The organism is Shinella sp., assembly GCF_052438155.1.
Classification (GTDB): Bacteria; Pseudomonadota; Alphaproteobacteria; order Rhizobiales; family Rhizobiaceae; genus Shinella.
Genome location: NZ_JBQVPI010000023.1, coordinates 35,237 through 61,244 on the forward strand (window position 1 = coordinate 35,237; position 26,008 = coordinate 61,244).

General features: G+C 64.6%; 23 protein-coding genes. 4 read left to right on the top strand and 19 right to left on the bottom strand.

The features are described from left to right. Positions 1 to 9 precede the first annotated feature (9 nt). The 8 genes from ACT6VE_RS27440 to ACT6VE_RS27475 all read right to left on the bottom strand — a co-directional run bounded on the left by ACT6VE_RS27440 (position 10) and on the right by ACT6VE_RS27475 (position 7,794). Positions 10 to 1,131, bottom strand: a complete 1,122-nt coding sequence (locus ACT6VE_RS27440; protein ID WP_444801480.1) for a mannitol dehydrogenase family protein — start codon at positions 1,129 to 1,131, stop codon at positions 10 to 12. Positions 1,132 to 1,145: 14 nt separating this feature from the next. Next, positions 1,146 to 2,141: a Gfo/Idh/MocA family protein gene (locus ACT6VE_RS27445; protein WP_444801481.1), complete on the bottom strand. Its 996-nt coding sequence runs from the start codon at positions 2,139 to 2,141 to the stop codon at positions 1,146 to 1,148. Next, entirely contained in the window at positions 2,138 to 3,019 is an 882-nt protein-coding gene (locus ACT6VE_RS27450) for a sugar phosphate isomerase/epimerase family protein (RefSeq protein WP_444801482.1), read from the bottom strand. Before ACT6VE_RS27450 ends, ACT6VE_RS27445 begins: the two co-directional genes overlap by 4 nt. 23 nt (positions 3,020 to 3,042) lie before the next feature. Beyond that, entirely contained in the window at positions 3,043 to 3,876 is an 834-nt protein-coding gene (locus ACT6VE_RS27455) for a carbohydrate ABC transporter permease (protein ID WP_069063285.1), read from the bottom strand. Next, the gene (locus ACT6VE_RS27460) at positions 3,873 to 4,796 is read right to left on the bottom strand and encodes a carbohydrate ABC transporter permease (RefSeq protein ID WP_069063286.1); all 924 of its coding nucleotides are present in this window, start codon (positions 4,794 to 4,796) and stop codon (positions 3,873 to 3,875) included. The genes ACT6VE_RS27455 and ACT6VE_RS27460 overlap by 4 nt, the downstream gene beginning before the upstream one ends. 107 nt (positions 4,797 to 4,903) lie before the next feature. After that, positions 4,904 to 6,106: an ABC transporter substrate-binding protein gene (locus ACT6VE_RS27465; protein WP_444801483.1), complete on the bottom strand. Its 1,203-nt coding sequence runs from the start codon at positions 6,104 to 6,106 to the stop codon at positions 4,904 to 4,906. A 24-nt stretch (positions 6,107 to 6,130) separates the two neighbouring features. Then, positions 6,131 to 7,111, bottom strand: a complete 981-nt coding sequence (locus tag ACT6VE_RS27470; protein ID WP_444801484.1) for an alpha/beta hydrolase — start codon at positions 7,109 to 7,111, stop codon at positions 6,131 to 6,133. Beyond that, positions 7,108 to 7,794: a GntR family transcriptional regulator gene (locus ACT6VE_RS27475; protein ID WP_069063781.1), complete on the bottom strand. Its 687-nt coding sequence runs from the start codon at positions 7,792 to 7,794 to the stop codon at positions 7,108 to 7,110. Before ACT6VE_RS27475 ends, ACT6VE_RS27470 begins: the two co-directional genes overlap by 4 nt. 100 nt (positions 7,795 to 7,894) lie before the next feature. On the opposite strand from ACT6VE_RS27475, the gene ACT6VE_RS27480 reads away from it, so the two are divergent. Beyond that, the gene (locus tag ACT6VE_RS27480) at positions 7,895 to 8,974 is read left to right on the top strand and encodes an ABC transporter ATP-binding protein (RefSeq protein ID WP_444801485.1); all 1,080 of its coding nucleotides are present in this window, start codon (positions 7,895 to 7,897) and stop codon (positions 8,972 to 8,974) included. 108 nt (positions 8,975 to 9,082) lie between these two features. On the opposite strand, the gene ACT6VE_RS27485 is transcribed toward ACT6VE_RS27480, so the two are convergent. The 8 genes from ACT6VE_RS27485 to ACT6VE_RS27520 form a co-directional block, all read right to left on the bottom strand. Further along, positions 9,083 to 9,451: a hypothetical protein gene (locus ACT6VE_RS27485; RefSeq protein WP_444801486.1), complete on the bottom strand. Its 369-nt coding sequence runs from the start codon at positions 9,449 to 9,451 to the stop codon at positions 9,083 to 9,085. Between the two features lie 235 nt (positions 9,452 to 9,686). After that, a complete protein-coding gene (locus ACT6VE_RS27490) occupies positions 9,687 to 11,123 on the bottom strand; it encodes an NAD-dependent succinate-semialdehyde dehydrogenase (protein WP_444801487.1) in 1,437 nt (478 codons plus the stop codon). Positions 11,124 to 11,142: 19 nt separating this feature from the next. Continuing rightward, the gene (locus tag ACT6VE_RS27495; protein ID WP_444801488.1) at positions 11,143 to 13,089 is read right to left on the bottom strand and encodes a 3-hydroxyacyl-CoA dehydrogenase NAD-binding domain-containing protein; all 1,947 of its coding nucleotides are present in this window, start codon (positions 13,087 to 13,089) and stop codon (positions 11,143 to 11,145) included. Positions 13,090 to 13,120: 31 nt separating this feature from the next. Beyond that, on the bottom strand, positions 13,121 to 14,380 hold the full coding sequence (locus ACT6VE_RS27500) for a CaiB/BaiF CoA transferase family protein (RefSeq protein ID WP_444801489.1): 1,260 nt from the start codon (positions 14,378 to 14,380) through the stop codon (positions 13,121 to 13,123). Continuing rightward, positions 14,377 to 15,411 carry an ABC transporter ATP-binding protein gene (locus ACT6VE_RS27505; RefSeq protein ID WP_444801490.1) on the bottom strand — a complete coding sequence of 345 codons (1,035 nt, stop codon included), beginning with the start codon at positions 15,409 to 15,411 and terminating at the stop codon, positions 14,377 to 14,379. Before ACT6VE_RS27505 ends, ACT6VE_RS27500 begins: the two co-directional genes overlap by 4 nt. Beyond that, positions 15,408 to 16,406 (bottom strand): ABC transporter ATP-binding protein, encoded by a 999-nt coding sequence (locus tag ACT6VE_RS27510; protein WP_444801491.1) that lies wholly within the window; start codon positions 16,404 to 16,406, stop codon positions 15,408 to 15,410. The genes ACT6VE_RS27505 and ACT6VE_RS27510 overlap by 4 nt, the downstream gene beginning before the upstream one ends. After that, complete coding sequence (locus ACT6VE_RS27515) at positions 16,403 to 17,239, bottom strand: ABC transporter permease (RefSeq protein ID WP_069063295.1); 837 nt, start codon at positions 17,237 to 17,239, stop codon at positions 16,403 to 16,405. Before ACT6VE_RS27515 ends, ACT6VE_RS27510 begins: the two co-directional genes overlap by 4 nt. A gap of 4 nt (positions 17,240 to 17,243) precedes the next feature. Then, complete coding sequence (locus ACT6VE_RS27520; RefSeq protein WP_444801492.1) at positions 17,244 to 18,257, bottom strand: ABC transporter permease; 1,014 nt, start codon at positions 18,255 to 18,257, stop codon at positions 17,244 to 17,246. 167 nt (positions 18,258 to 18,424) lie between these two features. Between ACT6VE_RS27520 and ACT6VE_RS27525 the strand changes: the two genes are divergently transcribed. Both ACT6VE_RS27525 and ACT6VE_RS27530 read left to right on the top strand, forming a co-directional pair. Then, positions 18,425 to 19,282 carry an IclR family transcriptional regulator gene (locus ACT6VE_RS27525; RefSeq protein WP_444801493.1) on the top strand — a complete coding sequence of 286 codons (858 nt, stop codon included), beginning with the start codon at positions 18,425 to 18,427 and terminating at the stop codon, positions 19,280 to 19,282. A gap of 23 nt (positions 19,283 to 19,305) precedes the next feature. Then, the gene (locus ACT6VE_RS27530; RefSeq protein ID WP_444801494.1) at positions 19,306 to 20,601 is read left to right on the top strand and encodes an acetoin dehydrogenase dihydrolipoyllysine-residue acetyltransferase subunit; all 1,296 of its coding nucleotides are present in this window, start codon (positions 19,306 to 19,308) and stop codon (positions 20,599 to 20,601) included. 3 nt (positions 20,602 to 20,604) lie between these two features. Here ACT6VE_RS27530 and ACT6VE_RS27535 read toward each other — a convergent pair whose 3' ends face one another. The 3 genes from ACT6VE_RS27535 to ACT6VE_RS27545 are packed head-to-tail and all read right to left on the bottom strand — an operon-like array spanning position 20,605 to position 23,668. Further along, positions 20,605 to 21,252, bottom strand: coding sequence for a class II aldolase/adducin family protein (locus tag ACT6VE_RS27535; RefSeq protein ID WP_444801495.1), 648 nt, complete (start codon positions 21,250 to 21,252; stop codon positions 20,605 to 20,607). A 9-nt stretch (positions 21,253 to 21,261) separates the two neighbouring features. Continuing rightward, positions 21,262 to 22,518 (bottom strand): four-carbon acid sugar kinase family protein, encoded by a 1,257-nt coding sequence (locus ACT6VE_RS27540; protein ID WP_444801496.1) that lies wholly within the window; start codon positions 22,516 to 22,518, stop codon positions 21,262 to 21,264. Positions 22,519 to 22,528: 10 nt separating this feature from the next. Further along, positions 22,529 to 23,668, bottom strand: coding sequence for an acyl-CoA dehydrogenase family protein (locus ACT6VE_RS27545; protein ID WP_444801497.1), 1,140 nt, complete (start codon positions 23,666 to 23,668; stop codon positions 22,529 to 22,531). 160 nt (positions 23,669 to 23,828) lie between these two features. On the opposite strand from ACT6VE_RS27545, the gene ACT6VE_RS27550 reads away from it, so the two are divergent. Continuing rightward, positions 23,829 to 26,000: an alpha-ketoacid dehydrogenase subunit alpha/beta gene (locus tag ACT6VE_RS27550; RefSeq protein WP_444801498.1), complete on the top strand. Its 2,172-nt coding sequence runs from the start codon at positions 23,829 to 23,831 to the stop codon at positions 25,998 to 26,000. The last annotated feature ends 8 nt before the right edge of the window (positions 26,001 to 26,008 follow it).

Sequence of the window (26,008 nt, forward strand, 5' to 3'; positions counted from 1 at the left end):
GACCCTGACCTAGCCGATGACGCGGTCGAGTCGTGCCTCTCTCGCCACGATCGCCGCGAGGTGGTCCTGCGGCGACGTGTATCCTGCAGCGTGAGCCAGATCGAGAAATGCGCCGACCCGGCGCTCGACCTTCTGCCTATGGTTTTGGGCAATATCGGCCAGCCTGTGATCCAGGAAGGGATTGGCGAAACGCTCTGTCGTGACGGCCAGGTAGCGCTCTGCCGCCTGTCCGTGCCCGAGGTGGGTAAAAACCGGCAGAACATCATCACGATAAATCGCCGTCAACTTGTCCAACACCTGAGGATTGGCGATAAAGCCACGCACGATCGGATCGCCCTGCCCGCCCCCTTGCTGCCAGATATCGACCAGAACCGTATGGCCGAGATTGAGCATGTGCAGCTTCAACCGCTCGATATCCTTCAGGTCGTCGACCATCTCGATCGCCGGATGCGTGCAAGGGGCAACGACGCCGCGCCCTTTCTGGATCGCCCAGAGCGCATAGGGTTCCGCCACGGCGCCGGCAGGCTCGATCGGCTCGGAAACGATACGATCGACAAGGCTGCAAGCCCAGACCACGCGGACCTCTATATACGAGATAAGTGCACCGCCGGCACCTTGCAGGCGCCCCACCGCCAGAACCGCGTCCCTGAGAACCTTGCCGTTGTCGACGACGAGTTCCATCGGCATTATGATGATCGCTGCCGCTCCGGCGGCGTGCCGGGCAGCCAGCAGATGGAAGAGCTTGGCGGGAAAGCTCATGGCGGGGTGGTAAGCCGCCGCACCGTCCTCCGGCCGGCTTTGATAACCCGCATCCCCTGTGTTGGACAAAACGAACTCCGCCTCCTCGACGAAAACCCGGACCACCTCCGGCCAGTCGGTGACGGCGGAAAGGCAGCGCTTTACCGACGTGACGGTCCTCGTCTCATCGACTGTGTTGCTCGCCTTGAGCCCCCGGATGCGAACCGGATAGCCCTCCGGCGCGGCAAGAGCGGCCAGCCGATGGCTGCGGGTCGCATCACCGGAGGTCTGCACCACAGTGATCGCCCGGTGCGGTGTTCCCTCCGAGAGAAAGAGATCGGCATGGGCTTGCAGGAACCGACTGGTTCCGAACTGGATGACGGGCGTCTTCATCGTGCTATCCGCCGTCAGAGTGCAAGCTCGTGCCGAAGGGTTTCCAGCCGCTCCATGGCGATCACGCCATCACGGATCGTCGGTGCCGGCGTTTGCGCACCCGCAAGCGCCGGGATCACGTCGGCGAGCAGCGAGTGATAACCTTTCGGGTCCTCGTTGGCGGCGGCGGTGAAGTTGGGCTTCCATGCCAGCGTGTCGACCGCGTCATCGAGCGTGGCCGCCGCATCGTCCACCTTGAAGGGCGGATTGCGGTTCCAGCGCACTTCGATGACATTGTCGATCTCGATGCGCTGGTGGTCACCCATGATCTCGATTCGCTCGACCGGTGCGCCGCGTGATTGCATCGTGCCCATGGCGATGGTGCCGATCGCGCCGCATTCGAAATCGAAATTAACGTGGAACAGGACCTTGCCGCGGTCCTTCTCAACCTTGCGCGCGGTCAGCTTCGTGACCGGTGAGACGAGGAAGGACACGAGGTCCATGTAGTGCACGCAATGGTGCAGGAAGAAGCCGGTATAGTCGACATTGCCGGCGAAATAGCCAGGCGCAGTCATGTAGTAGCCGGTGAGGCCATAGATATCGCCGAAGCGGCCGGAGCGCAGGATGTTTGCTGCGATCTTGTTGCCGGCGGAGTAGCGCTTCATGAAACCGACGAGCAGCGGCTTGCCGGATTTTTCCGACGCGGCGAGCAGTTCGCGCGCTCCGGCTGCACTGCCTGATGGTGGCTTTTCCATGAAGACGGGAAGACCCCGCTCCAGCGCCTTCTTGCCGAAGACGAGATGCTGGTCCGGTCCCACGGCGATGCCGACGGCATCGATATCCGTGCTCCGGATAAGCGCCTCGGCATCGCTCGTCAGGTTCGTCACGCCAAACTGCCGCCCGGCGGATGCGAGGCGTGTGCCGTCGATGTCGCAGAGCGCGGTGACCTGAACGTCATGCCGGACGAGTTGCGGAAGCAGCATCTGGGTGGCGTGCACGCCACAGCCAATCCAACCGATCTTGAGTGTCATCGACGATATTCCGTAAGCAGGATGTGGGACTTGATGAATTCGGCACTGGCGGCGAGACGCTCGCTCTCGTCCTCATGCGGGGGGCGCCACTGGGCGAAGGGAACGCCGAAGCGGTCGTCGTTGCGGCGGAAGGGTTCGAGCGACACCGGACCTTCGTAGCCGACCCCGTGCAACGCCCGGAACACCGCGACCCAATCCGTGGCCCCCGTACCCGGGAAGCCGCGGTGGTTCTCATTGGCCTGGAAATGCACGATACGCTTGCCGCCGAGCCGGATCGCCTCGGCGATCGAGGCTTCTTCCATGTGCATGTGGAACGTGTCGAGCATCAGTTGGACAGCGGGGTGTTCGACCGCATCGAGCAGTTCGATCGCCTGCTGCGTGGTGCACAACACGTCGCTCTCGAAACGGTTGAGCGGCTCCACGGCAAGGACGATGTCGCGCGCCGCCGCATGATCGCCCGCTTCCTTCAGTCCTGCAACGCAACGCGCCTTTCGGGCAAGCCGCTCCTCTTCCGAAACCGGCTGCGGCGGGCGCCCGGCGAAGACCAGCGGATTGCCGGTGAGCGGGCCGCCAACGATGGTGGCACCGAGTGCCGCGGCGCAATCGGCCGTGTATTTGAGATAGTCGATGCCGGCGCGATGGGCCGCAGGATCGTCCGACGAGAGATTGCGCTGCAGGTTGACACGGGCGGCGAGCACGACACCAATCCCGGCGGCCTCAAGGGCACGGCGCGTCTCCGCCAGATCGAGTTCGCCCGGCTCCGGCACGAGAAGTTCGACGAAATCATAGCCGAGCCTGCGCATTTCGGAAAAGAGCGGGAAGTGCTCAGCCGTAAAAGGCCGCGCATATTGCATGGAGATCAACCCGACGGGGTTCATGGTCTGTCCTCTTTCATTCGCATTCAGCCCTTCACCGCGCCCTGGGTCAGCCCGCCGATAAGGCGACGTTGCACGAGAAGGAAAAGGATGGTGGCGGGCATGGCGCCGACGACCGCACCGGCGGCGAGCAGCCCCCACTCGATCTGATATTCGCCGATCAGCGTCTGGATCGCGACCGTGACGGGGCGGACATTCTTACCGCCGAGCGTCAGCGCGTAGAGATATTCGTTCCAGGCGGTGATGAAGATGTAGATGCCGGTAGAGATGATGCCCGGCATGGTGAGCGGCAGCACGACGCGGCGCAGAGCCGTCAGCCGCGAGCAGCCGTCGATCATCGCCGCCTCATCGAGGCTCTTCGGGATCGCGCCGATATAGCTCGTCAGCATCCAGACCGCGAAAGGAATGGCGACGGTCGCGTTGGCCAGGATGAGCCCGAAATGCGTGTCGAGGATACCGACTTTGCGCATCAGCACGAAGAGCGGCAGGATGAGCAGCACGACCGGGAACATGTTGATCAGCAGGAACTGCAGCATCAGGAGTTTGCGGCCCGCGAACCGGAAGCGCGAGAAGGCATAGGCTGCCGTCACTGCGACGGCGAGGCCGAGCACCACCGTGCCGCAGGCGATGATCAGGCTGTCAAGCATATTGCCGAGGAACGACGTCTGCTGGAGCAGGCGCACGTAATTGTCGAGGCTCCAGCCGGCCGGCGAGACGGAAACACCCGTTGCGTTCAGTGCCGCGGTCGGCGTCAGCGAGGTCAACACCATCCAGGCGAAGGGCGCCATGGCGAAGAGCACGATTGCCAGCACCGGCAGGTCGGTGGTGAGGATGCGGCGGAGCGTGGACGGCTTGTTCATCGTTCGACCTCCCGCATGGTCCGGGCGAGATAGACGGCGACGATCGCGCCGAGAAGGATGGTAAAGGTCACGGCGATCGTCGTGCCGTAACCAAAATCGAGGTTCTGCCGGGCGCGCACGAATGCATAGAGCGGCAGCGTGTGCGTGGCATAACCCGGCCCGCCGCCGGTCATGACGAAGATCACGTCCATGGAATTGGCGACCCAGATGACACGCAAGAGCCCCGCCGTTGCCAGCACCGGCGCGATGCCCGGCAGCGTGATGTGCACGAACTGCCGCCAAGCCGAAGCACCGTCGATGGAGGCGGCCTCGTAGTGGCTGCGTGGAATGCCTTGAAGAGCGGCGAGGATCATGACGGCGAAGAAGGGAAAGCCCTGCCAGGTCAGCGTCGCGATGATTGCATAGAGCGCAAGGTCGGGATCGGCGAGCCATGGCACGGCCGACTGCACGATCGAGAGATAAAGCAGGATATCGTTGAGCACGCCGGTGTTGGGATCGTAGATCCAGCGCCACATCAGCGCGATCACGACGCTCGGCAACGCCCAGGGGATAATGATGAGCGCCCGCGCCAGCCCCCGCCAGGGAAACTCGCGATTGAGCAGCAACGCCGTCAACAGGCCGAGCCCCATCTGGAGCGGCACCGTCAGGCCGATCCAGAGAGCGGTGTTGCCGAGTGCGGTCCAGAACACCGGGTCGGCGAAGAGCTTCGCATAGTTGCCGAAACCGACGAAGCGGCTCGCATTAGGCTTCCAGAGGACAAGATCGTAGAGGCTGGTGAAGACCGCCTGCACCATGGGAAAGAAAACGATGAACAGCGTGACGAGCACCGCCGGCGCCAACAGCATATAGGGCATCATCCGGACGCTCCAGGGCGTCGGGATGGTCAGGGCGGTTGAAGTTGGGGCGGTTGTCGCGGTCATTCGGTCGTTCCGGGCCTTTGGCAATCAAAAGGTCCCATCCGCCCTGATGTTCGGGCTGGGCGGATGGGAGATCGGAGCGGGCCAAGGACTGCCCGCTCCAGGGAGGATCATTGCTGCGCGAAGAGCGCCTCGAGCTGCTGCATCATCTGCTCGGAGGTGATCTGGCCGGTCAGCGCCTGCTGCATCGCCGTCTGCCAGGCCGTGTTGACGAATTCCGACGTCGCCGTGCTCTGCGGCAAGACATGCGCGAAGGGCAGCGACTGGACAGTCGCATCGACGAAGCGGCGCTCATGCAGCGTCCAGTTCGCAGACCCGCTCTTGGTCACCGTCATCTGGCCGGTCGCCTTGTTGAACGCGACGTTGTTCTCGCCCTCGGCAAGGAACGCGATCCATTTCCAGGCGGCATCCTTGACCTCGGAAGAAGAGAAGACAGCCAGCGATTCATCGCCATAGGACGTCCAGCGGCCACCGCCGCATTCCGGCACCGGCGTGGCCGAAACCTTGTCGCCGAGCGCCTTCACCATGTCATTGGACGAGCCGATATGGTGGATCGTCATTGCCGTGGTGCCGTTCTTGAAGGCGGCGGTGATTTCCTGGAAGCCGTCGTTCGGCGCCGAAGCCGGGATGACCTTATCCTTCTGGAAGAGATCGATCAGCCACTGGTTTGCGGCGATCGCCTGCGGTGTCGTCAGGCCACCCGGCTCCAGCTTTGCGCCCTGCGAGAGCACGAAGGCACCCCACTGATCCCAGCCGCCCTTGCCGCCGCGCAGGCCGAAGCCGTAGGTCGCCGGCGCCTTGGTGAGCTTGATCGCCGCGTCACGGAACTCTTCGCAGGTCGTCGGCGGCTTCAGGCCGGCCGCCTCGAAAAGATCGGCGCGGTAATAGAGATAGAGCACGACATACTGGATCGGCAGGTAATATTGCTGGCCATCCGGTCCCTTGTTGAGCTCCAGAAGACTATCGAGCAGATCCGCCTTGCCGGCCCAGGCGTCGATGCGTTCACCGAGCGGTTCCAGCACGCCCATCTCCAGCAGGCGCGGCTGGGCGAAGAGCTTGACCATCGCGGCATCCGGCGCATTGCCGCCAACGAGCGCGGTATAGAGGTTGTCGTAATAGCTGTTCCACGGAACGTTTTCCGCTTCGATCTCGATGCCCGGATTGGCCACCTCGAATTTCGCGACCAGATCGGCCATCGGGTTTTCCGGATTGTCGAAATGATACCAAAAACGAACGGTTTCCGCCGACGCAGTGCTTGCCAGAAGCGACGCCGCGAGTGCGGCGCCGATTGCCAGGGTCTTCCAGATTTTCATTGTCTCCTCCTTTGAAAATCGAATTCAGTTCGAGCCGGCCATGTGCCTCGCCGCGGCTCCTGCCGCTGCCAGCGCCTCCCGCGCGGCAGCCAGATCAAGCGTGTTCTGCAAGAACCCGTGCGTGACGCCCGGCACCACCGTCAGCGCCTCGCTTCGACCGAGGCGTCTCAGGTGCTCGTGCAGCGTACTGCTGTCGGACAACAACGGATCGACGCCGGCTGCCATCAGGTGGAGCGGCGGCAATGCCGCCAGGGCCTCATCCGTCGCGAGCAGCGGGCAGGCGAGCGGGTCTGACGATACGTCACGATTTCCGACATACCATTGCCAGTAGCGCTGCATCTTCGCGGTCGTCAGACCCGGACCGTTCTCGAAGTCGCGATAGGACTCCGTGTGAAAATCGCCGGCATAGGTGCCATAGAAAAGCAACGCGCCCGCAACAGCCTGACGCCCGCTGGATTGCTCATGCAGCATCGCGGCAAGGGCAAGATTGGCGCCAGCCGAGTCACCGGAAAGGATAAGCGGACCGTCCTTGACCCCGCTGGAACCGGAAACGGCAAAGGCGTTGCGGATCGTCGCGACGACATCCATGAGGCCCGCGGGATACGGATGCTCCGGCGCCAGGCGATAGTCCGGCAAAAGCACGGGTAGACCACATTCCAGCGCAAGTACGCGCGCGCAACGCTCATGCGTCTCCGGGCTGCAGAAGGCGAACCCGCCGCCATGCACGAAGATTACCGCACCCGCGCCGTGGCCGGGCGGAACAAGGACCTTGACCCGCAGCCTTGCCGAGCCGAGGTCCGTATCCTCATCGATCCAGACGTCGGCCACCCGCGCCATCTCAGGCAGGTCGACATTCCAGCGGCGGTTGCCATCTTCCGAAAGCGCGCGACCTACGGCCGGCGAAAGCGTCGTCGGATCGACCTGCGGCCCTGCCTCGGCGGCAACGCGGGCGAGCAGCGCCGCCATTTCCGGCGAAAGCCGCGATGTGCCGGAAATGGCGGTCATTGTGTAGCATCCGGGAAGACGTCGGGGCCGAGATCGACGATCGTCGCAATGTGATGACGCAGTGCGTCGCTTGCCGCAGCTACATCGCCGCTTGCGATCGCATCGATGATCGAGCGGTGGCGCTGGGCCGTCGCCACGAGGTCGCGCGGCATCGTGCTGCGCGAGATCTTGAAGCGATGGTTGTGCACCAGGCAGCGGTGCAGGATCGGGTCAAGTGCTGGAAGCTGCGCGTCCTGAAAGATGCGACGATGAAAATCCCGGTCGAAGGATGCCAGTTCGAGCTCGTCGCCAGCCTTTGCCGCCTCCAGCATGTCGGCGAAAATCGCGTCGAGATCGGAAACCAGCGTGCGGCCTGGTGCGCGCAACACCCGAACGATGCCGTTGCATTCGATCTGCTGGCGCACGCGGAACATCTCGACGGCTTCGGCCTCGGTGCATTCGGAGACCTGCGTGCCACGGTGCCCCTGCCGGCGCACCAGCCCCTCCTCCTGCAACTGAAGGAGCGCCTCGCGCACTGTGCCCTGACTGCACGAGAAATGCGCCGCCAGCTCCAACTCTGTCAGAGCCGTCCCTGCCGGAAGCACACCCAGCATGATGTCGCGCTTGATGGCATTGAAGGCAGCAGCCGACTTGGCCGGCCTTGCCGCGTTTCGTGCATTCGACGGTGTAGAAAAATAAGTCATCACCCGACCTGCGGAGTTGCCAATCGTCGTTAGTATCATTATTGATATTGATATCGATAATGAAGGTCAAGGGCGGATTGACCGGCTGGAGGAGAAAACCGTGACAGCAATCGCATTGAGGCAGATCCGGAAGACCTATGGTTCGCTAGAGGTCATCCACGACGTCGACATCGATATTGCGAGCGGTGAGTTCCTGGTTCTCGTCGGGCCGTCCGGCTGCGGCAAGTCCACGCTGCTGCGCATGATCGCGGGGCTTGAGGAAATTTCAGGCGGCGCGCTGGATATCGGCGGCAAGGTGGTGAACGCGCTGCCGCCGTCCGACCGCGACATCGCCATGGTCTTTCAGGACTACGCGCTCTATCCCCACATGACCGTGCGCGAAAACATGGCCTTCGGCCTGAAGATGCGTGGCACCGCCGTGGAAACGATCGACCGCCGGGTATCGCATGCCGCCGATATCCTGAAAATTCAATCCTTCCTGGACCGGAGGCCCGCGCAACTTTCCGGTGGCCAGCGCCAGCGCGTCGCCATGGGCCGCGCCATCGTGCGCGAGCCCTCCGCCTTCCTCTTCGACGAGCCGCTGTCCAACCTCGATGCAGCCCTTCGCGTCGAAATGCGCCTGGAGATCGCTAAGCTGCACAACCGCATGAAGGCGACGACCGTCTATGTCACCCACGATCAGGTCGAGGCGATGACACTTGCCGACCGTATCGTCGTGCTGAATGCCGGCAGGATCGAGCAGATCGGCCCGCCGCTCGACCTCTATCACCGCCCGGCAAGCCTCTTTGTCGCCCGCTTCATCGGTAGCCCGACGATGAACACAATGCCGGTCGACGTGGTTTCCGACGGCAAAGAGACTGCGCTACGGTTCAAGGGGAAGCCCCTTCCCAACTCGGATGTGGGTGTGCATTCAATACAGGCCGGCGCGGCAACGCTCGGAATCCGCCCGGAAGACCTCACGGCCTGTCCGCAGGACGGAGCCTGGTTCAGCGGCGAACTCGCCGTTGCGGAGCGACTGGGCAGCCAGACATACGGCTATGTGGAGATCGGCGAAGCCCGCATGCTGACCGTCGAATTTCCGCGCGGCACCCCGATCAAGGTCGGCGACAAGATCCACGTGCGTCCGACCATGGACGCGATTCACCTGTTCGACACGACGTCCGGCATTCGGCTGACCTGATCGACACGACGAACTATATCGCGCCAAGATGAGCCAGCGTTAACCGGACATCACCATCAAGACCTCAATGGCGCGGGCTACCTGTTGCCGGATGCCCGTTTTGAACAATCATGTCGCGTCTTCGAAGGCCTGCGGGAAATTTTTCCGCGCCAGGGGTTCGTTGATTTTCAGCATCGCCTGATAGGATGCCGGATCGAATCCCCGTTCCGCCGGAAGAATTTCCCGCCCGAGCAACCGCGACAAACGCTCCCCGTCGAGATTGCCGCGCTCGAAGGGAGCCGTTCCGAAATAATGCCAGAGCGCATGCAGAAAGGCCGTATCGGCCAAGGCGACCGTTTGGTCGCGGGTAAGATGGCGCGGCCATTGGCCAATCACCGTGACCTTGGGGTTCGGGCGGCGAATGGTGAATTGCCACTGCGTCCCGGTCAGCCCGGGCGGAAAACCGCGATGTTTGGTCATTTCGGAGATTTTGGCCATGCCGTTTCCTTAGGCCCATGGTGCGTTGTTGGTCAAAGCATCTTGTCTCGTCGTCATTAAATTTCAACGGAATCGTATCGCCCTTTCTCCAACACGCCGCCCCCCAGCTTGTCGCGCAGAGGGCGAATGTGCGGGCGATGCCACGTCACGCTCTCGACCGTTGGCTGGATCCCAGATATCGGCAGCGCGGCGTGACCAGCCACTCCGCACTGCCGTTTCTCCATAGCTGCAAAGGTTATCCCTTTCGCGTCACCAGGCGGGTATCGAGATAGGCCTGGAGAGCCTCGGCGCCGCCTTCAGTGCCGTGGCCGGAATCCTTGATGCCGCCGAAGGGGACTTCGGGAAGTGCCAGGCCCAGATGGTTGATCGACACCATCCCGGCCTCTACCTCGTTGCCGAGTCGCGTCGCAGTCGCGCTGCTTTGCGTAAAGGCGTAGGCGGCAAGGCCGTAGGGCAGTCGATTGGCCTCGCTGATCGCTTCGCCGAGATCACCGAACCGGTTGATCACGGCGACCGGACCGAAAGGCTCCTCGTTCATGATGCGTGCCGAAAGGGGTACATCAGCCAGCACGGTCGGCTCGAAGAACCACCCCTCGTTGCCAATGCGGCGCCCGCCGGTCTTCAGCTGCGCGCCATGCTCGACGGCATCGGCGACCAGGCTTTCCAGCGCCGGTATGCGGCGGTCGTTTGCGAGCGGCCCCATCTCGATACCGGCATCGAGCCCGTTGCCGACCCGTATTGCCTTGGCGCCAGCCGTGAAGCGTTCGGTGAAGGCGTCGGCTATCTGCTCTTGCACCAGGAAACGCGTCGGCGAGACGCAAACCTGCCCGGCATTGCGGAACTTGTTGGCCACCATCAGGTCCACGGCGAGGTCGAGATCCGCATCCTTGGCGACGATGACCGGCGCGTGCCCGCCAAGCTCCATGGTGGCGCGCTTCATATGCGCGCCGGCGAGCGCCGCAAGCTGCTTGCCGACTGGGGTCGACCCCGTGAAGCTGATCTTGCGGATGACGGGGTGCGGGATGAGATATTCGGAAATCTCCGCCGGGACGCCATAGACGAGATTGATGACGCCGGCCGGAATTCCAGCATCGGCAAAGGCCCGGATGAGCGCTGCCGGCGAAGCCGGCGTTTCCTCCGGTGCCTTGACGATGATCGTGCAGCCGGCGGCAATCGCCGCCGAGAGCTTGCGCACGACCTGGTTGATCGGGAAGTTCCACGGCGTGAAGGCGGCGACCGGCCCGACGGGCTTCTTCAGGGTAATCTGCAGGACATCCGGCGACCGAGAAGGAATGACCTGGCCGTAAGCGCGCTGCGCCTCGCCGGCAAACCAATCGATGATGTCGGCGCCGGCCAGCGTTTCGACCCGCGACTGCGAGACCGGCTTGCCCTGCTCCATCGTCATCATGACTGCGATGTCGTCGGCCCGCTCACGCAGGAGATCGGCAGCCCGGCGCATCAACCGGGCGCGATCGTGGGACGATGCCACGCTCCACGAGGCGAAGGCGCGTTCGGCCGCTGCCAGCGCTTCGTCCAGATCCGCGCGATCCGCCCATGCGACGCTGCCGATCGGCTGGGCGGTCGCCGGGTTGACGACGGGAATGGTCCTGCCGCCGGATGCCGGACGCCAGACGCCGTCTATGAAGAGCAATGTATCGGGATAAGTCGTCATCATACGGTCCTCGTTATGGTCATGTCTTGCCTGTCCGGCCGGCCTGGAACATTGGTCCACCGCATTTTCGCGGAAAGCCATAGCCGTGAACTTCGACAAGGTCGATATCGGCGGCACCAAGTGCAATGCCTTCGGCAAGAATTGCATGGCCCTCTTCCGCCATGCTCGCCATCAGCCGGGAGACGATCGCCTCGCCCGCCATCTCTGTCTTCGCCCCGACAAGCGGCGCGATGACCCGCTCCGCATCGGCGGAGGGTCTTGGGCGACGGTCGCCCGCGGCATAGTCGTACCAGCCGCCGCCGGTCTTCTGCCCCTTGCGCCCGGCACGCACCAGAAGGTCCCCGGGCATGTCCGGCAGGGGCTCTCCGCGGGAACGCGCCGCCTCGCGGTAGAGGAACGCGATATCGAGACCCGCCATGTCCTGCATTTCGAAAGGCCCCATCGCAAAGCCGAAGGCCCGCATTGCCGCATCGACGGCGGCAATGCCGACACCGCCGCGAACCAGCGTTTCCGCTTCCGCCCGGTAGCGCCGCAGAATGCGGTTGCCGATGAAGCCGTCGCAGATGCCCGACCGCACCGGAATCTTGCCGAGGCGACAGGCAAGATCGTAGCCGGTTGCCAGCACATCGGGCGCCGTTTCGGGCGTGGGCACGATCTCCAGCAGTTTCATGACCTGTGCCGGGCTGAAGAAATGCAAGCCGAGAAAACGCTCCTGCCCCGGCAACCCGTCGGCGATCAAACGCGGGTCGATGTAGGACGTGTTCGTGGCAAGGATCGTATCGGGCCGGCAGACGCGGCCGAGTTCGGCGAAGACCGAGCGTTTCACGGCAAGGTCCTCGAACACCGCTTCGATCACCATGTCGCATCGCCCGGCCGCACCATAGCCGATGGCCGTTTCGAGGCGGGCCATCCACCCGGCTGCGTCGTCGTCCGAAATCAGACCTCGACGACGGGACGATTCGAAAAGGCTGGCAAGTGTCGAACGCGCGCGCAAAACGGCCGCTTCGTCCTGCTCGATCAGCACGACGGAAAGGCCGGCATTGAGGAGGGCTGCGGCAATGCCGCTCCCCATCGTCCCGCCACCGACCACGCCGACCGTTTCAATCGGGAGCGGGTTCAGAGCACGCATGTCCGCCGGCCGCAGTGCCGCGCGTTCGGCAAAGAAGAGATGGCGCAACGCTGCCGCTTCTTCCGTGGCGCGAAGCGCGAGGAAGGTCGATCGTTCGAGCGCCAGGCCGGCCTCGGCGCCGTGTTCGATGCCGTGCTTCAGGGCTTGCAGCGCCTGGGGCGGTGCTGCCGCTCCTCTCGCGCCAGCGGTCACCCGGGCTTCCGCCTCCGCCCACACGTCTGGAGGAGGCATCGAAGCCGCTCGCTGGATGCTCGACGGCGGCAACGCCTGTCCGACCACCGATCGCGCAAAGGCAACGGCAGCCGGCACAAGCGGTTCGTCGACAAGGGTATAGACCAGACCGAGCCGCAGGGCCTCCACGCCGTCCGGTGAATGGTTTTCCGCAACGATGCGGATCGCCTCGGTGACACCGACGACCCGCGGCAGGCGCTGCGTGCCACCGGCGCCCGGGATGATGCCGAGGTTGATTTCCGGTAAAGCGAAACGGGCGCTAGCAGTGGCAACGCGGAAGCGGCAGCCGAGCGCCAATTCGAGCCCGCCGCCGAGTGCTGCCCCCCGGATCGCCGCGATCCACGGTTTTGCCGAAGCCTCGATGCGGGCGATGACGTCCGGCAGGAACGGCGGCTCTGGCGGCCGGTCGAATTCGGCAATGTCGGCGCCTGCGACGAAGAGTTTTCCCGCGCCGGTCAGAACGACCGCCCGGACATTCGGATCATCATCGAACGCCACCGCCAGTGCCAGCAAGCGCTCCCGCACCGCCCCGCTCACGGCATTGACCGGTGGATTTTCGATCGTGACGATCGCGATCTCGCCATCGATTTCGACGTTGACGGTCATCATCGTTTCCTGTTCGGCTTGAAGTTTCAGCCTATGCGACCGCGCCCTGAACCGTCTCCAAGGGCGGCGCGTCCTGCAGATCGTGGCAGGCGACGACGCCGGCAAGGGCAAGGCCTTCGATGCGAGCATCGTCGAAACCCAGCACGTCGCGCAGGACGCTGCGCGTGTCCTCGCCGAGAAGCGGCGGTGCCTTGGCACCGGCATTCACCTGCGCCGCTAGGCCGTGGGCCGGACGAATGAGTGCGACCGTGCCGAGTTCTGGGTGCTCCAGATGCTGCACCACGCCACGCTCCGTCACGCTGGGGCTCTTCAGCGCCTCGGAGACGGACTTGACCTGGCCGGCCGGCACGCTCGCCGCAAGGCAGGCGGCAAGCCAGTGCGCGCAGGTCTCCTCGCGGACGATCTCTGCCAGCAGGGGGAGCAACGCTTCGCGATGCACGGCGCGCTGATGCGATGTGACGAACCGCGGATCGCGGGCAAGTTCCGGGCGCTTGACGACCTGCTCGCAGAAATCGACGAACATGCGGTCGTTGCCGACGGCAAGCGCGAACGTGCCGTCGCTTGCGTCGAAAATCTGGTAGGGCACGACGGTCGGATGCGCATTGCCGTAGCGTACGGGCTCGACGCCGGCATTCAGGTAACCCGTCCCGACATTGATCAGGAGGTTCAGCGTGGCGTCGAGCAGCGCGACGTCAATATATTGTCCCCGCCCGGTATCCCGGCGCTGGTAGAGGGCGGCCAGGATCGACTGGGTGGCGATCATGCCGGCGACGACATCTGTGAAGGCGACACCGAGCCTGTTCGGCGGACCATCCACCTGGCCGGTGATGGACATAAGCCCACTTTCGGCCTGCATGATGAAGTCGTAGCCCGGGCGCTCACGCTCCGGACCCGTCTGACCGTAGCCGGAAATCGCGCAGTAGACGATGCCCGGATTGATCGCCTTGATATCCTCGTAGCCGATGCCGAGACGCTCGACCGTGCCGGCGCGAAAATTCTCGACGACAACATCGGCCTTGGCGGCGAGATCCAGCACGATCTGCCGACCCTCCGGCGTCTTGAGGTCGAGCGCGATGCTCTGCTTGCCGCGATTGGCGCAGAGATAGTAGGTGCTCAGCCCCTTGAAGTTCGGGAAGGACCAGGCACGCGTGTCGTCGCCGCCCTTGATGTTCTCGATCTTCCAGACCTCGGCACCGAGATCCCCGAGGCTCATGGTGGTCCATGGTCCTGCGAGAACGCGCGTCAGGTCGAGCACACGAATGCCCTCGAGCGGCAATGTCAGTTCCGTCATTCCATTCCTCCAGACCCGCGTCGCTCGCGGGCCGACAAACCTGTCTCCATGGCATTCGGGAAGTGGCAGGCAACCGAATGGCCTTCTTCTTGCGCCGTCAGCGGCGGCTCCACCTGCGCGCAAAGCGGCTGGGCGATGGGGCACCTGGTCCTGAAGCGACAGCCCGACGGCGGGTTCAGCGGGCTCGGCAGATCGCCCTTCAGCACAATGCGGGTCCGGCTGCGCTCAAGCGCGGGGCTTGCGAGCGGCACGGCGGACATCAGGGCCTGGGTGTAGGGATGAAGCGGCGCGCGATAGAGCCGGTGCTTTTCCGCAATCTCGACGATCTTGCCGAGATACATGACGGCCACCCGGTCGGAAATGTGCTGCACGACCGAAAGATCATGCGCGATGAAAAGATAGGCCGTGCCGAAATCCCGCTGGATATCCTTCAGGAGGTTGAGCACGCCGGCCTGTACCGAGACGTCGAGCGCGGAAACCGGCTCGTCGAGCACCAGCAGCTCCGGTTTCAAAGCCAGCGCGCGGGCAATCACCACGCGCTGGCGCTGGCCACCGGAGAGTTCGTGCGGATAGCGTTGCCCGTGTTCCGGATTGAGCCGGACGAGATCGAGCATCTCGACGACACGCGCCTTGCGCTGCACGGGCGAGAGGTCGCTGATGCGCAGCGGCTCGGCGATGTTTTCTGCAACCCGCATACGCGGATGCAGCGACGCATAGGGGTCCTGGAAGACCAGCTGGATCTTGCGGCGCAGCGCTCGCATCTCTGTCGGGTTCGCCTCGTTGATGTTGCGACCGCGAAACAGCGTCTCCCCGCTTGAGGGCTCGATCAGCCGCAGGATGCAGCGGCCGAGCGTGGACTTGCCGCAGCCGGATTCGCCGACGAGCCCCAGCGTTTCGCCGGGCTTCACGTCGAAAGAGACGTCGCTGACGGCATTGACCTGCGCGACCTGCCGTTCGAACAGCAGGCCGCCGGTGACGGCGAAGCGCTTCGATAGGCCGCGGACGGAGAGAATGGGTTCCGGTAGTGTCATGCGGCGCTCCCGATCGGCAGGGTGGCGAAATGGCAGGCTGCCGTGTGCTCGCCGTCAGCGCGAACGGGCGGCGGCGTGTGGCGACAGATGTCCTGCGCCTGCGGGCAGCGGGGATGGAAGGCGCAACCGCCGGGCAGTTTGCCGAGCGGCGGCGGAGCACCGTCGATCGAGAACAGCCGTTCTTTTTCCTCTGCCATGTTGGGGATCGAGGCGATGAGCCCACGCGTATAGGGATGCGCCGGGCGCTCGAAGAGATCGTCCACGCCCGCCTGTTCCACCACCTCGCCGGAATAGACGACCGCGACCCGGTCGGCATGCCCCGCAAGGACGCCGAGATCGTGGGTAATGAGGATCAGCCCCAGATTGAGCCGGCGCCGCAGGTCCGTGAGCACGTCCATGATCTGCGCCTGGACGGTGACGTCGAGCGCCGTCGTGGGCTCGTCGGCGATCAACAGGTCCGGGTCATTGGCGACCGCCATTGCGATCATCACGCGCTGGCGCATGCCGCCGGAAAATTCGTGCGGGAACTGGTGGATTCGCCTGTCCGGCTGAGGGATCGCGACCAGCGAGAGAAGCTCGGCGGCACGGTCCAGCGCCGCTCTTTTCGAGACGCCCGCATTGTGCAGCCGGATCGTCTCGGCAATCTGCGCGCCGACTGTCATGACCGGATTGAGCGAGGACAGCGGATCCTGAAAGATCATGGCGATGCGGGAACCGCGCAACGTTCGAAGCTCGCTTCTCGGCATTCCCACCAGCTCGCGCCCCTTGAACCTTGCCGATCCGCTGACGGTCGCGGTCTTCGGGTGGAGGCCGAGGGCCGCCAGCATTCCGACCGATTTGCCGGAGCCGGATTCGCCGACGATGCCGAGCACCTCGCCGTGATCGACATGTAGGCTGATGCCCCGCACGGCCTCGAAGGACTGGCCCTGGCGGGTGAAAGAGACACGAAGGTCGCGAACGGAGAAAAGTGGTTCCTGCTGCATCGTGCCCCTCATTTCGACTTCGGATCGAAGTAGTCATGCAGGCCGTCACCAATGAAGTTGAAGCCCAGCACGATGGTGAGGATGGCAAGGCCCGGACCGAGGGCAACCCACCAGGAATAGAACTGCGACGCGCCATCGGAGATCATCGAGCCCCATTCCGGCGACGGCGGTGTTGCGCCGAGGCCGATGAAGCTGAGCGAGGCGGCCAGCAGGATGACCTGACCTAGATCCATCGTCGCGCTGATCAGGACCGGCGTCCAACAGAGCGGCAGGATATGTTTGAAAAGGATGCGCGTCCTGCTCGCACCGGCGGCGATTGCCGCCTCGACATGCTCGCGCTCGCGGATTTCGAGCACTTGCGCACGCATCAGGCGGGCATAGACCGGCCACCAGACGATCACCATGGCGACCGTCGCATTTTCAAGCCCGGGGCCGAGCGAGGCCGCAACCGCCATGGCGAGAAGCATGGGGGGAAACGACAGGGTGACATCGACCAGCCGCATGATCGACGAGCCGAGCAGGCCACCGGCATAGCCGGAAATCGCGCCCAGCATCGCGCCGATCGCCACCGACAGCGTCACGACGACGACGGCGATCGGGATCGAATATTGTGCGCCGTACAGGGTCCGGCTCAGCACGTCGCGGCCGAGCGCATCGGTGCCGAGCCAGTGACTCCAGCTCGGCGCCTGGAGCCTGCGCCCAACCATGTCGAGGGGCGCATAGGGGCTCATCAGCGGCGCCAGCACCGTGACGGCCAGCCAGAACAGCACGATGGCGATACCGATGGCGAGTGGAACCGACAGCCATGACGGTCGGCGAAAGGTGGTGAGGGCTATTGCAGTCATGATCTCATCCCAGACGCACGCGCGGATTGGCAATGACATAGGCGATGTCGGTGATGAGGTTCGTCAGGAGGAAGACGACGCCCCCCACGATCGTGACCCCGATGATAGCAGGGAAATCGAGGCCGCGCGCCGCCTCGACCGCATAGGAGCCCATGCCCGGCCAGGAGAAGATCGTCTCCGTCAGCACCGCGCCGGTGAGCAGGTAGGCGAAGGAATAGCCGATGACCGTCAGCGTCGGCACGAGCGTGTTGCGCAGCGCATGACGGACCACGACGCGAAGCTCGCCCGCCCCCTTGGCCCGCGCCGTCAGGATGAATTCGCGGTCGAGCACCTCCAGCATGTTGGCGCGCACCAGCCGGGAGATGGTGCCGGCAACGGCCCAGCCGAGCACAAAGGCGGGCAGGATGAGGTGCCACAATGCGTCGAGGAAGAGTTTCACGTTGCCGGCCAGCAGGGAATCGATGGTCATGAACCCTGTGATGGAGGCCGGCGGCGCCACGCGCGGATCCAGCCGGCCAGGACCGGGCAGCACGCCCCACTTCACCGAGAAGACATAGAGCAGCGCCAGTCCCAGCCAGAAGACCGGTATCGACGAGCCGAACAGCGCGAAGAAGCGCGCGGCATGGTCGATGGCCGTGTTGCGGAAGTAGGCGGCCAGAACACCCAGCGTAATGCCGATCGTCGAGCCGATGAGCATCGCGGCAAGCACCAGTTCCATCGTCGCCGGCAGGCGGAAGAACACGTCCTGCGCAACGGGCCGGCGCGTGATGAACGAAGTGCCCATGTCGCCGGTCAGAAGATTGCCGACATAGATCACGTAGCGCTCCGGCAGGCTGCGATCGAGACCCCAGCGCGCCTTTGCGGCCGCAACTGCCACCGGATCATTCATCTGTCGGTCCGAGACGATCGCCGACAGCGGGTCGCCCTTGGTGACCGTCGTGAGCAGGAAGGCCAGCGTCACGATGCCGAGAACCAGGAAGGGCATCGCGATCAGGCGCCGCAGTATGTATCGTGTCACAAATCGCGTCCTTTAATCCGTGTGCCACCCGTGTCGGCCGGGAAGATCGATACGGGCATTATTGACAAGAGGCGATGCCGACGTCAACATAAATGAAATTATATTCCAATTACGAGATAACGACGAATCCCCGGACGTCGACATCGCGCTGGAAGGAAAGGCAGAAAATGCGCAAGAGGACCAAACCGGCAGACGGAAGCGAGGGCGCGGAGGTCGGCAATTCGGCGGCATCGCTGACCCGCGGGCTTGAAATCCTGCGCGCGTTCACCGCCGACGACGCCACGCTGGGCAACCAGGACCTGATCGAGCGGACGGGCCTGCCAAAGGCAACCGTCTCGCGCCTGACTTCGACGCTGGTTGGCCTTGGTTATCTCCATTACGACGAGATGCTCGGCCGCTACAGTATCGGGCCGGCGACGGTTTCGCTTGGGTATTCGGCGCTGAGTTCGAGCGCCGTCATCCATATGGTGCGCCCCCTGATGCAGGAGCTGGCGGACCAGACCGGTGCCGCCGTCGCCCTCGGCACGCGCGACGGGCTGGAAATGGTCTATCTCGCCAATTGCCGCTCGATGAGCCCGGTTTCGCTGAGGCTGAACGTCGGTTCGCGCCTGCCGATCTATCGCACGGCGATGGGGCTCGCCTATCTCGTGGAAATGAAGCCGGAAATCCGCCAGTCCGTCGTCGAGCAGCTCGTCGCGGCCGAGCCCGAAAAGGCTGCCGACCTCGAACGCCTGATCGAGAATGCCACAGAGGACCACCGGCGCGACGGCTTCATCAGCGCCTTCGGCAGCTGGCACAGCTATATCAACGCCGTCGGTGTCGCTTTCCGCCCGACGGACGGCTCGCCGCTCGTCGCCCTCACCTGCGGCGGGATTGTCGACATCCTCTCGCGCAACCATTGCCGCGAGATCGTCGGGCCGGAGCTCGTCCGGTTGACCCGACGCCTGCGCGCAAGGCTTGCCGGGGAATCCGACACGCTCACGACCGCGCCGCGCACGCCCACCTGGAAAACCTCGGCCGAATAGGCTCAAGCCTGCAAGGACCTCACATGCCCATCCATGTCGTCTATCCGAAGGTCAGCCTCGAACTATCGAGCGGCCGCATCGCCCGCTGGCTGGTCGCCGAGGGCGAAACCGTCCGGCAAGGACAAGTGCTGTTCGAAATCGACAACGACAAGGCCGCCGTCGAGGTCGAATCACCGGCCGATGGCGTCATCCGCGAGCTGACGGGCAGCGAGATCGAGGTCGAGGTCGGCGGCAATGTGGCGCGCATCTATGCCGACGGGGAGGCCTACGGCGATGGCAAGGCCGAGGTCATCGCGGCGCCCGCTGTCGATGTGAAGGCGGCGCTTGCCGCTCCGGCGGCGGCTGCGCGCCAAAACGGTCATCGCCAGCACCCGAACCCCACCCCCCTCGCCCGGCGCATTGCCAAGGAACACGGCATCGTGCTGGACGGGCTTCACGGCACCGGCCCGGGCGGCAGGGTCCAGAAGACGGATGTCGTCGCGAAGATCGGCAGTGCCGGACACGCACGCACGGCGGCCGTCGAGAGCATCGCTATCCGACCGCAGCCTGACGCAAGCCACGCCCCCCTCAACGCCGTCTGGCTGCGCAGGGGCCAAGGTCTTCCGGTCGTCTTCCTCCACGGTTTCAGCGCGGATCTCAACAACTGGCGTGGCCTGCTTGCCGGCGCACGCGGGGATTGGCCGGCCCTGGCGATCGATATACCGGCGCACGGCCGCTCACCGCGCGACGTGCCGCAAGACCTTGACCGGATGGCGGACCATGTCGAGGCAACGCTTGCCGCCGAACAAATCGGCCCGCTCGTGCTGGCCGGCCATTCCTTCGGCGGCGCGCTTGCGGCGCGGCTGGCGAGCCGCGGCCAGCTGGATATCCGCGGGCTCTGCCTTTTTGCGCCGGCAGGCCTTGGTCCTGAGATCAACGCAGCCTTTGTCGACGGGATCTTGCGCGCGCGTCGGAGCGAGAGCCTCAGACCCTGGCTCGACCTGCTGTCCCATGACCCCGCTACCATCTCGCCCGCCTTCCTTCAGGCCGTCGTGCAGCAGCGTGACGATGAGGGCCTGACAGCGGCGATGCGCGCGTTTGCCGAACGGTTCCTGCCGGACGGCACGCAGGCGACGTCGATCCGCAGCGATCTCGCCCGCCTGCTATGTCCGGCGCGCATCGTCTTCGGCCGGCAGGACCGCATCCTGCCGTTCAGCGCGACCGCAGGCCTGCCCGGCAATGTCGGCCTGCACGCCGTCGACAATTGCGGTCACATGCCGCATCTCGAATATCCGGCGCTGGCGATGACCATCCTCGAGGAAGTCAGGCGAAGCGGCTGAGGATCAGCGCGTCGCCTGCTGGCCGTAGGTGCCGTAGCGGGTGCGTACGTCCACCAGATCTTCCGGCGTCAGCAGCACCGGCTGGCCGACGGACCGGGCGAGCACGTACTGTCGTGCCAGCATTTCCAGTTTTTCCGCCCTTGCGAGCGCAATGGTAATGTCAGGTCCGATCGTCACCACGCCATGATTGGCCATCAGGCAGGCGGAATAGGTCGTGCCCATGGCGGCGACCACGGTTTCCGACAGCGCCTCGCTGCCGAAGCAGGCATAGTCGGCGCAGGGTATCTCGCCGCCGCCGAAGCCCGCGACCATGTAGTGGAACAGCGGGATGGGCTGGCGCAGCGCCGCTAGGGCGACGCAATGGTCGGGATGGGCGTGCACGACAGCACCCGCCGTCGTCGTAGCATAGAGCCGCGCATGGATTGCCCATTCCGAAGACGGACGCCAGTCGCCCACCCAATGGCCCGCGAGATCCATCGCAACGATCTGCTCCGGCGAAAGCACATCCGGCACAATACCGGTCGGCGTGATCAACATGCCCGCGCCATGCCTGACGCTGAAATTGCCCACCGTGCCGCTGTTGAGGCCGATGGCCACCGATCGCCGGCTGGCTTCGACCAGCGCCTCTCGTGCTGCCAATTCTTCCATCATCGTCCCCTTCTAAGTGTCCATCGCTTCGATTGCCCGTAACAGGATATCGTCGGCACCCAGTTTGCCCGGCTTGAGATACAGCGACAGCGAAACCGGCCCGGGCGACACGCAAAAACCCGTTCCAAGCTTGCCTTCCGGCAGGGCGCGGACGGACGTGATACCCAGTGCATCGACAACCGCCCCTGAGGTCTCACCGCCGGCGACGACGAACCGGCGCACGCCGCGATCGCGCAGGCCTTTCGCAATGGCGCCAAGGATCCGTTCGGCGCGCCGCGCTGCCGCAACCGGACCGAACGCCGCCTGTACCGCGGCCACTTCCTGCGGGTCGGCTGCCGTCGAAATGGCAAAGGGTCTTTCGCCGATCCGCTCATCAGCCCAGTCGAGGGCGCGGGAAACCAGCCCCTCCTCCCCCGCCGGGTCCATGAGATCCAGCTTCAGCACGGGGTAATGTTCCGAAAAGGCGGCAAGCTGCGCCAGCACGACCGGGCCGACGCTGCCGGCGAGAACCGCCGCGGGACCATCCACATGCCGCGGCCACGCAACGGCATCCGCCTGTTCGGCAAGCCCGAGACGGGTCGCGTAGGCGATAATCAGCGGATCGCTCGCGACGACGACGCAAGGCATGGCCGCCGCGATAGACGCGGATACCACGACGTCACCGTCGTCGGTCGTATCGAGGAGCACATGACCGGCACCTTCGGCGGCAAAGGCCTCGATGGCGGCGATGGCCGCTTCCGGCCCCTTCAGGAGCGTCGCATGGTTGAGAAGGAGGACCCGGTGCGGCGTCTGGCGGCCCAGGAAGCGGACGAGATCGGGATCGGACATGGGCGTCAGCGGATCGAACCGCTTGATCGAGTCGGAGACGAGACGGCCACGATAGAACATGTAGCCCTGGTGCACCGTCGCGCCGAAACGCGGAAAACCGGCGCTCATCAACACCGGCCGTATGCCCGCGCGATCGGCAAGATAGTCGGCGGCAGGCCCGATATTGCCGTCTTCCGTGGAATCGAACGAGGCGCAGGCCTTGTAGGCCAGGCGCTTGCAACCGGCTCGAGTGAAGGCGTCGGCAAACCGTGCGAGTTCGCCAAGCGCCTCTGCGACGGGCACGGTGCGCGTGCGCGTGCCGGCGATCACCACGGCGGAGGGCGGAATATCCGCCCCGGGATCGAACAGAACGGGACAGTGCACGCCCGCGCTTTCGAGATAGCCGGCGACCATCAAGGCGCCGGTAAAGTCATCCGCGACGATTCCAAGGGCTCGCTGCATCGATCCTGCCTCAGGCGTTGAGCATTTCGCGTGCGATGATGATCTGCTGGATCTGCGACGTACCCTCGTAGAGCCGGAACAGGCGCACGTCGCGATAGAAGCGTTCCACTGCATAGTCCTGCATGTAACCGGCGCCGCCGTGGATCTGCACCGCCCGGTCGGCAACACGCCCCACCATTTCCGAACAAAACAGTTTGGCGCTCGCCGCCTGCTGGACGACCCGCTCGCCCCTGTCGAACTGGCGGGCGGCCTCCAGCACCATGGCGCGTCCGGCAAAGGTTTCCGTCGAACTGTCGGCAAGCATGGCCTGGATGAGCTGGTGTTCCGCGATGGGTTTGCCGAACTGGACACGCTCGCGCGCAAACCGCACGGCCTCGTCGCACAGTCGCTCCGCAGCCCCCACGCAAACCGCCGAGATATGCAGGCGGCCGCGATTGAGCACCTTCATCGCCGTCTTGAAGCCCAGGCCCTCCGTGCCGCCGATCACACTGTCGGCCGCAATCCGGCAATTGTCGAAGATGACGTCACAGGTGCGAGTGCCGCGCTGCCCCATCTTCTTGTCAATCGGGCCGAGGCTTAGGCCCGGACTGTCTTTCGGCACGAGGAAGGCACTCACGCCTGCCGGCCCGGGGCCGCCGGTGCGCGCCATGACGGTGAAGACATCGGCCACCGGGGCGTTGGTGATGTAGCGCTTGGTGCCGTTGAGCACGTACTGGTCGCCGTCCCGCCGCGCCGTGGTTTTCACGGAACCGGCGTCCGAGCCGACATCCGGCTCGGTCAGCGCGAAGGAACCGATGACCTCGCCCGTCGCCATGCGTGGCAGCCAGTAGTGTTTCTGCGCCTCGGTGCCGTCGACGATGATGCCCTGCGAGCCGATGCCGTTGTTGGTGCCGATGACGGAGCGGAAGGCGGGAGAGGCATAACCGAGTTCGAAGGCGACGCGCACTTCCTCCTCCATCGTCAGGCCAAGCCCGCCAAAATCTTCCGGAATGGACATGCCGAAGAGGCCGAGCCCACGCATGTCCTCGATGATTTCAGGAGGAACGGCGTTTTCGTCTTCGACACGCGCCTCTGCCGGCAAGAGGCGTTCGCGCACGAACCGACGCACCACCTCAACCAGGGCGTTCAGCACTTCGGCGTCCCGGATCATCGCAATTCTTCCTCTTTGGCGGCTCACGAAAATTTCTGTTGCATCCAAAGGCTGGCACAGCTTAGTGTGCCATTCAACAGAAATCGGAATTTATTTCCATAAACGAAAAATCGGCGCCCGAGACCAACGACGCGGCTCCCCTGTGAACCCGAGGATACGAATGGCACGTCAGATACCGCTCGCACCGTCCGCGCCCTGGTTCCGGCTGGAACTGGAGGAAGCGGACTGGCGCGAGGAACAGGCCCAGGACCTCGTCCACTGGTACGGCCAGATGCTGCTCATCCGCCGCTTCGAGGAAAAACTGCTCGATCTGGAAAAGGCCGGCCTGATCCACGGTCCGGCGCATGCCAGCATCGGCCAGGAAGCGGGTGCCGTCGGCGCCATGTCGGCGCTCGGCACTGGCGACAAGATCAATGGCACGCACCGCGCCCACCACCAGGTACTGCTGAAACTGCTTAATCCATCGGTCCCGGACGGCTTCGACATCCGCAAGGACACTTTCACGCCCGGCATGGACGATGCGATCTACCGCTTCATGGCGGAGATCATGGGTCTGACCCCCGGATATTGCGGCGGCCGCGGCGGCTCCATGCATATGCGGTTTTCCGGTGCGGGCGTCGTCGGCACCTCGGCCATCGTCGGCGGTAACCCGCCGCATGCGGCAGGCTATGCGCTCGCCGACAAGATGCTCGGTCGCGACCACATCTCCGTCGCCTTCTTCGGCGATGGTGCGGCCCAGAATGGCGCCAGCTACGAGGCGATGAACATCGCCGCCGCGCAAAACCTGCCGGTGATCTTCTTCATCGAGAACAACCTCTACGGCGTCGCCACCCATATTTCCGATGTGACGCGCGAGACGCGGCTGTCGTCGCGTGGCGCGATGCTCGGCATCGCCGCGATCGAATGCGACGGCATGGATGTCGTCGCCGTTCACCGGGCGATGGTCGAGGCCCGCCGCATCATCCGCGAGACGGGTGGCCCGGTGGTTGTCGAAGCGCTCTGTTACCGCCATTTTCACCAGTCCGGCTCCCGCACTGGCAGCGACTTCGGCTATCGCACGAAGGAAGAAGAGACCGCATGGCGCGAGCGTGACCCGATAGCACTTGCCGAAGCCCGCCTGACGGCGCTCGGCCTCCTCTCCGCCGAGGACCTTGCGCATATCGATGCGCTGGTGAGCGACCGCGTCGCATCCGCCGCCGCGCGGCTGACCGAGCCGGTCCCCGGCGGCAATGCGCTCAGGATTCCGGAGCGCCTCTGGCCCGATCCGGCGACGCGCGACCATGGCATTCTCGGAGACCTCTCCGAACTGTCCGGCAAACGCATGCTCGACCACGACGACATGCGGCCCGGTGCCACCGAGAAGGTGAAGTTCGTCACCGCCGCCTCCGAGACGCTGGCGGCCGCGATGGCGCGTGACCCGCGCATCATCGTCATGGGCGAGGACGCCCACCAGATGCGCGGCGGCGTCAGCGGCTTCACCAAGGGTGCGCTGGAGCGCTGGCCCGAGCGCGTCCTGCCGATGTCGATCGCGGAAAACGGCTTTACGGGCGTGGCGCTAGGTGCTGCGCTCAACGGGCTGCGGCCGGTGGTCGAGATCATGTTCGGCGATTTCTGTTTCACCGCCGCCGACCAGATCGCCAATGGCGTCGGCAAGGTGCGCCACATGTTCGGCGACGGTTTTCCCGTGCCGATCGTCCTGCGCGTGCGCATCTCGCCGCACACCGGCTACGGCTCGCAGCACTCCGGCGATCCGTCCGCGCTGTTCGGCATGTTCCCCGGCTGGCGCATCGTCACGCCGTCGAACGCCTTCGACTATATCGGCCTGATGAATTCCGCCCTCGCCTGCGACGACCCCGTCGTCGTGTTCGAGCATACCGAACTCTACCAGAAGGAATTCGACGTCCCCCGTGGCGACCGCGAGTTCTGCATCCCCTTCGGCTCGGCGCGCATCGTGCGCCCTGGAAGCGCCTGCACGGTGCTCGCGACCTCGGTCATGGTCCAGAACGCGGTCAAGGCGGCCGAAGAGACAGGGATCGACGCCGAGATCATCGACCTGCGCAACATCGATCATCATGGCATCGACTGGTCGCTGATCGGTAACTCCATCGACAAGACCGGCCGGGTCGTCATCGCCGAACAGACTGCGCGCAGCCTGTCGATGGGCGGCACCTGGGCCGCTGAGATCCAGGAGCGCTTCTTTGACTGTCTCGATCACGAAATCCTGCGCGTGACCGGGGGGCTTGCCGCCCCCACAGTTTCGGCCGCCCTCAACCGTGCCGCGCTGGCGACGGTTGCCGACGTGCGGGACGCATTGCTCAGAATTGCGGAATAACAAGTGGA

Excerpts from the sequence above, each read along its gene's own strand:
- ACT6VE_RS27550 (WP_444801498.1), top strand. The coding sequence starts at position 23,829 with ATGGCACGTCAGATACCGCTCGCACCGTCCGCGCCCTGGTTCCGGCTG.
- ACT6VE_RS27540 (WP_444801496.1), bottom strand. The coding sequence starts at position 22,518 with ATGCAGCGAGCCCTTGGAATCGTCGCGGATGACTTTACCGGCGCCTTG.
- ACT6VE_RS27450 (WP_444801482.1), bottom strand. The coding sequence starts at position 3,019 with ATGAACCCCGTCGGGTTGATCTCCATGCAATATGCGCGGCCTTTTACG.
- ACT6VE_RS27475 (WP_069063781.1), bottom strand. The coding sequence starts at position 7,794 with ATGACTTATTTTTCTACACCGTCGAATGCACGAAACGCGGCAAGGCCG.
- ACT6VE_RS27440 (WP_444801480.1), bottom strand. The coding sequence starts at position 1,131 with ATGAAGACGCCCGTCATCCAGTTCGGAACCAGTCGGTTCCTGCAAGCC.
- ACT6VE_RS27505 (WP_444801490.1), bottom strand. The coding sequence starts at position 15,411 with ATGACACTACCGGAACCCATTCTCTCCGTCCGCGGCCTATCGAAGCGC.
- ACT6VE_RS27510 (WP_444801491.1), bottom strand. The coding sequence starts at position 16,406 with ATGAGGGGCACGATGCAGCAGGAACCACTTTTCTCCGTTCGCGACCTT.
- ACT6VE_RS27460 (WP_069063286.1), bottom strand. The coding sequence starts at position 4,796 with ATGACCGCGACAACCGCCCCAACTTCAACCGCCCTGACCATCCCGACG.
- ACT6VE_RS27445 (WP_444801481.1), bottom strand. The coding sequence starts at position 2,141 with ATGACACTCAAGATCGGTTGGATTGGCTGTGGCGTGCACGCCACCCAG.
- ACT6VE_RS27495 (WP_444801488.1), bottom strand. The coding sequence starts at position 13,089 with ATGACCGTCAACGTCGAAATCGATGGCGAGATCGCGATCGTCACGATC.
- ACT6VE_RS27500 (WP_444801489.1), bottom strand. The coding sequence starts at position 14,380 with ATGACGGAACTGACATTGCCGCTCGAGGGCATTCGTGTGCTCGACCTG.
- ACT6VE_RS27525 (WP_444801493.1), top strand. The coding sequence starts at position 18,425 with ATGCGCAAGAGGACCAAACCGGCAGACGGAAGCGAGGGCGCGGAGGTC.
- ACT6VE_RS27535 (WP_444801495.1), bottom strand. The coding sequence starts at position 21,252 with ATGATGGAAGAATTGGCAGCACGAGAGGCGCTGGTCGAAGCCAGCCGG.
- ACT6VE_RS27455 (WP_069063285.1), bottom strand. The coding sequence starts at position 3,876 with ATGAACAAGCCGTCCACGCTCCGCCGCATCCTCACCACCGACCTGCCG.
- ACT6VE_RS27545 (WP_444801497.1), bottom strand. The coding sequence starts at position 23,668 with ATGATCCGGGACGCCGAAGTGCTGAACGCCCTGGTTGAGGTGGTGCGT.
- ACT6VE_RS27515 (WP_069063295.1), bottom strand. The coding sequence starts at position 17,239 with ATGACTGCAATAGCCCTCACCACCTTTCGCCGACCGTCATGGCTGTCG.
- ACT6VE_RS27490 (WP_444801487.1), bottom strand. The coding sequence starts at position 11,123 with ATGACGACTTATCCCGATACATTGCTCTTCATAGACGGCGTCTGGCGT.
- ACT6VE_RS27465 (WP_444801483.1), bottom strand. The coding sequence starts at position 6,106 with ATGAAAATCTGGAAGACCCTGGCAATCGGCGCCGCACTCGCGGCGTCG.
- ACT6VE_RS27470 (WP_444801484.1), bottom strand. The coding sequence starts at position 7,111 with ATGACCGCCATTTCCGGCACATCGCGGCTTTCGCCGGAAATGGCGGCG.
- ACT6VE_RS27485 (WP_444801486.1), bottom strand. The coding sequence starts at position 9,451 with ATGGCCAAAATCTCCGAAATGACCAAACATCGCGGTTTTCCGCCCGGG.
- ACT6VE_RS27530 (WP_444801494.1), top strand. The coding sequence starts at position 19,306 with ATGCCCATCCATGTCGTCTATCCGAAGGTCAGCCTCGAACTATCGAGC.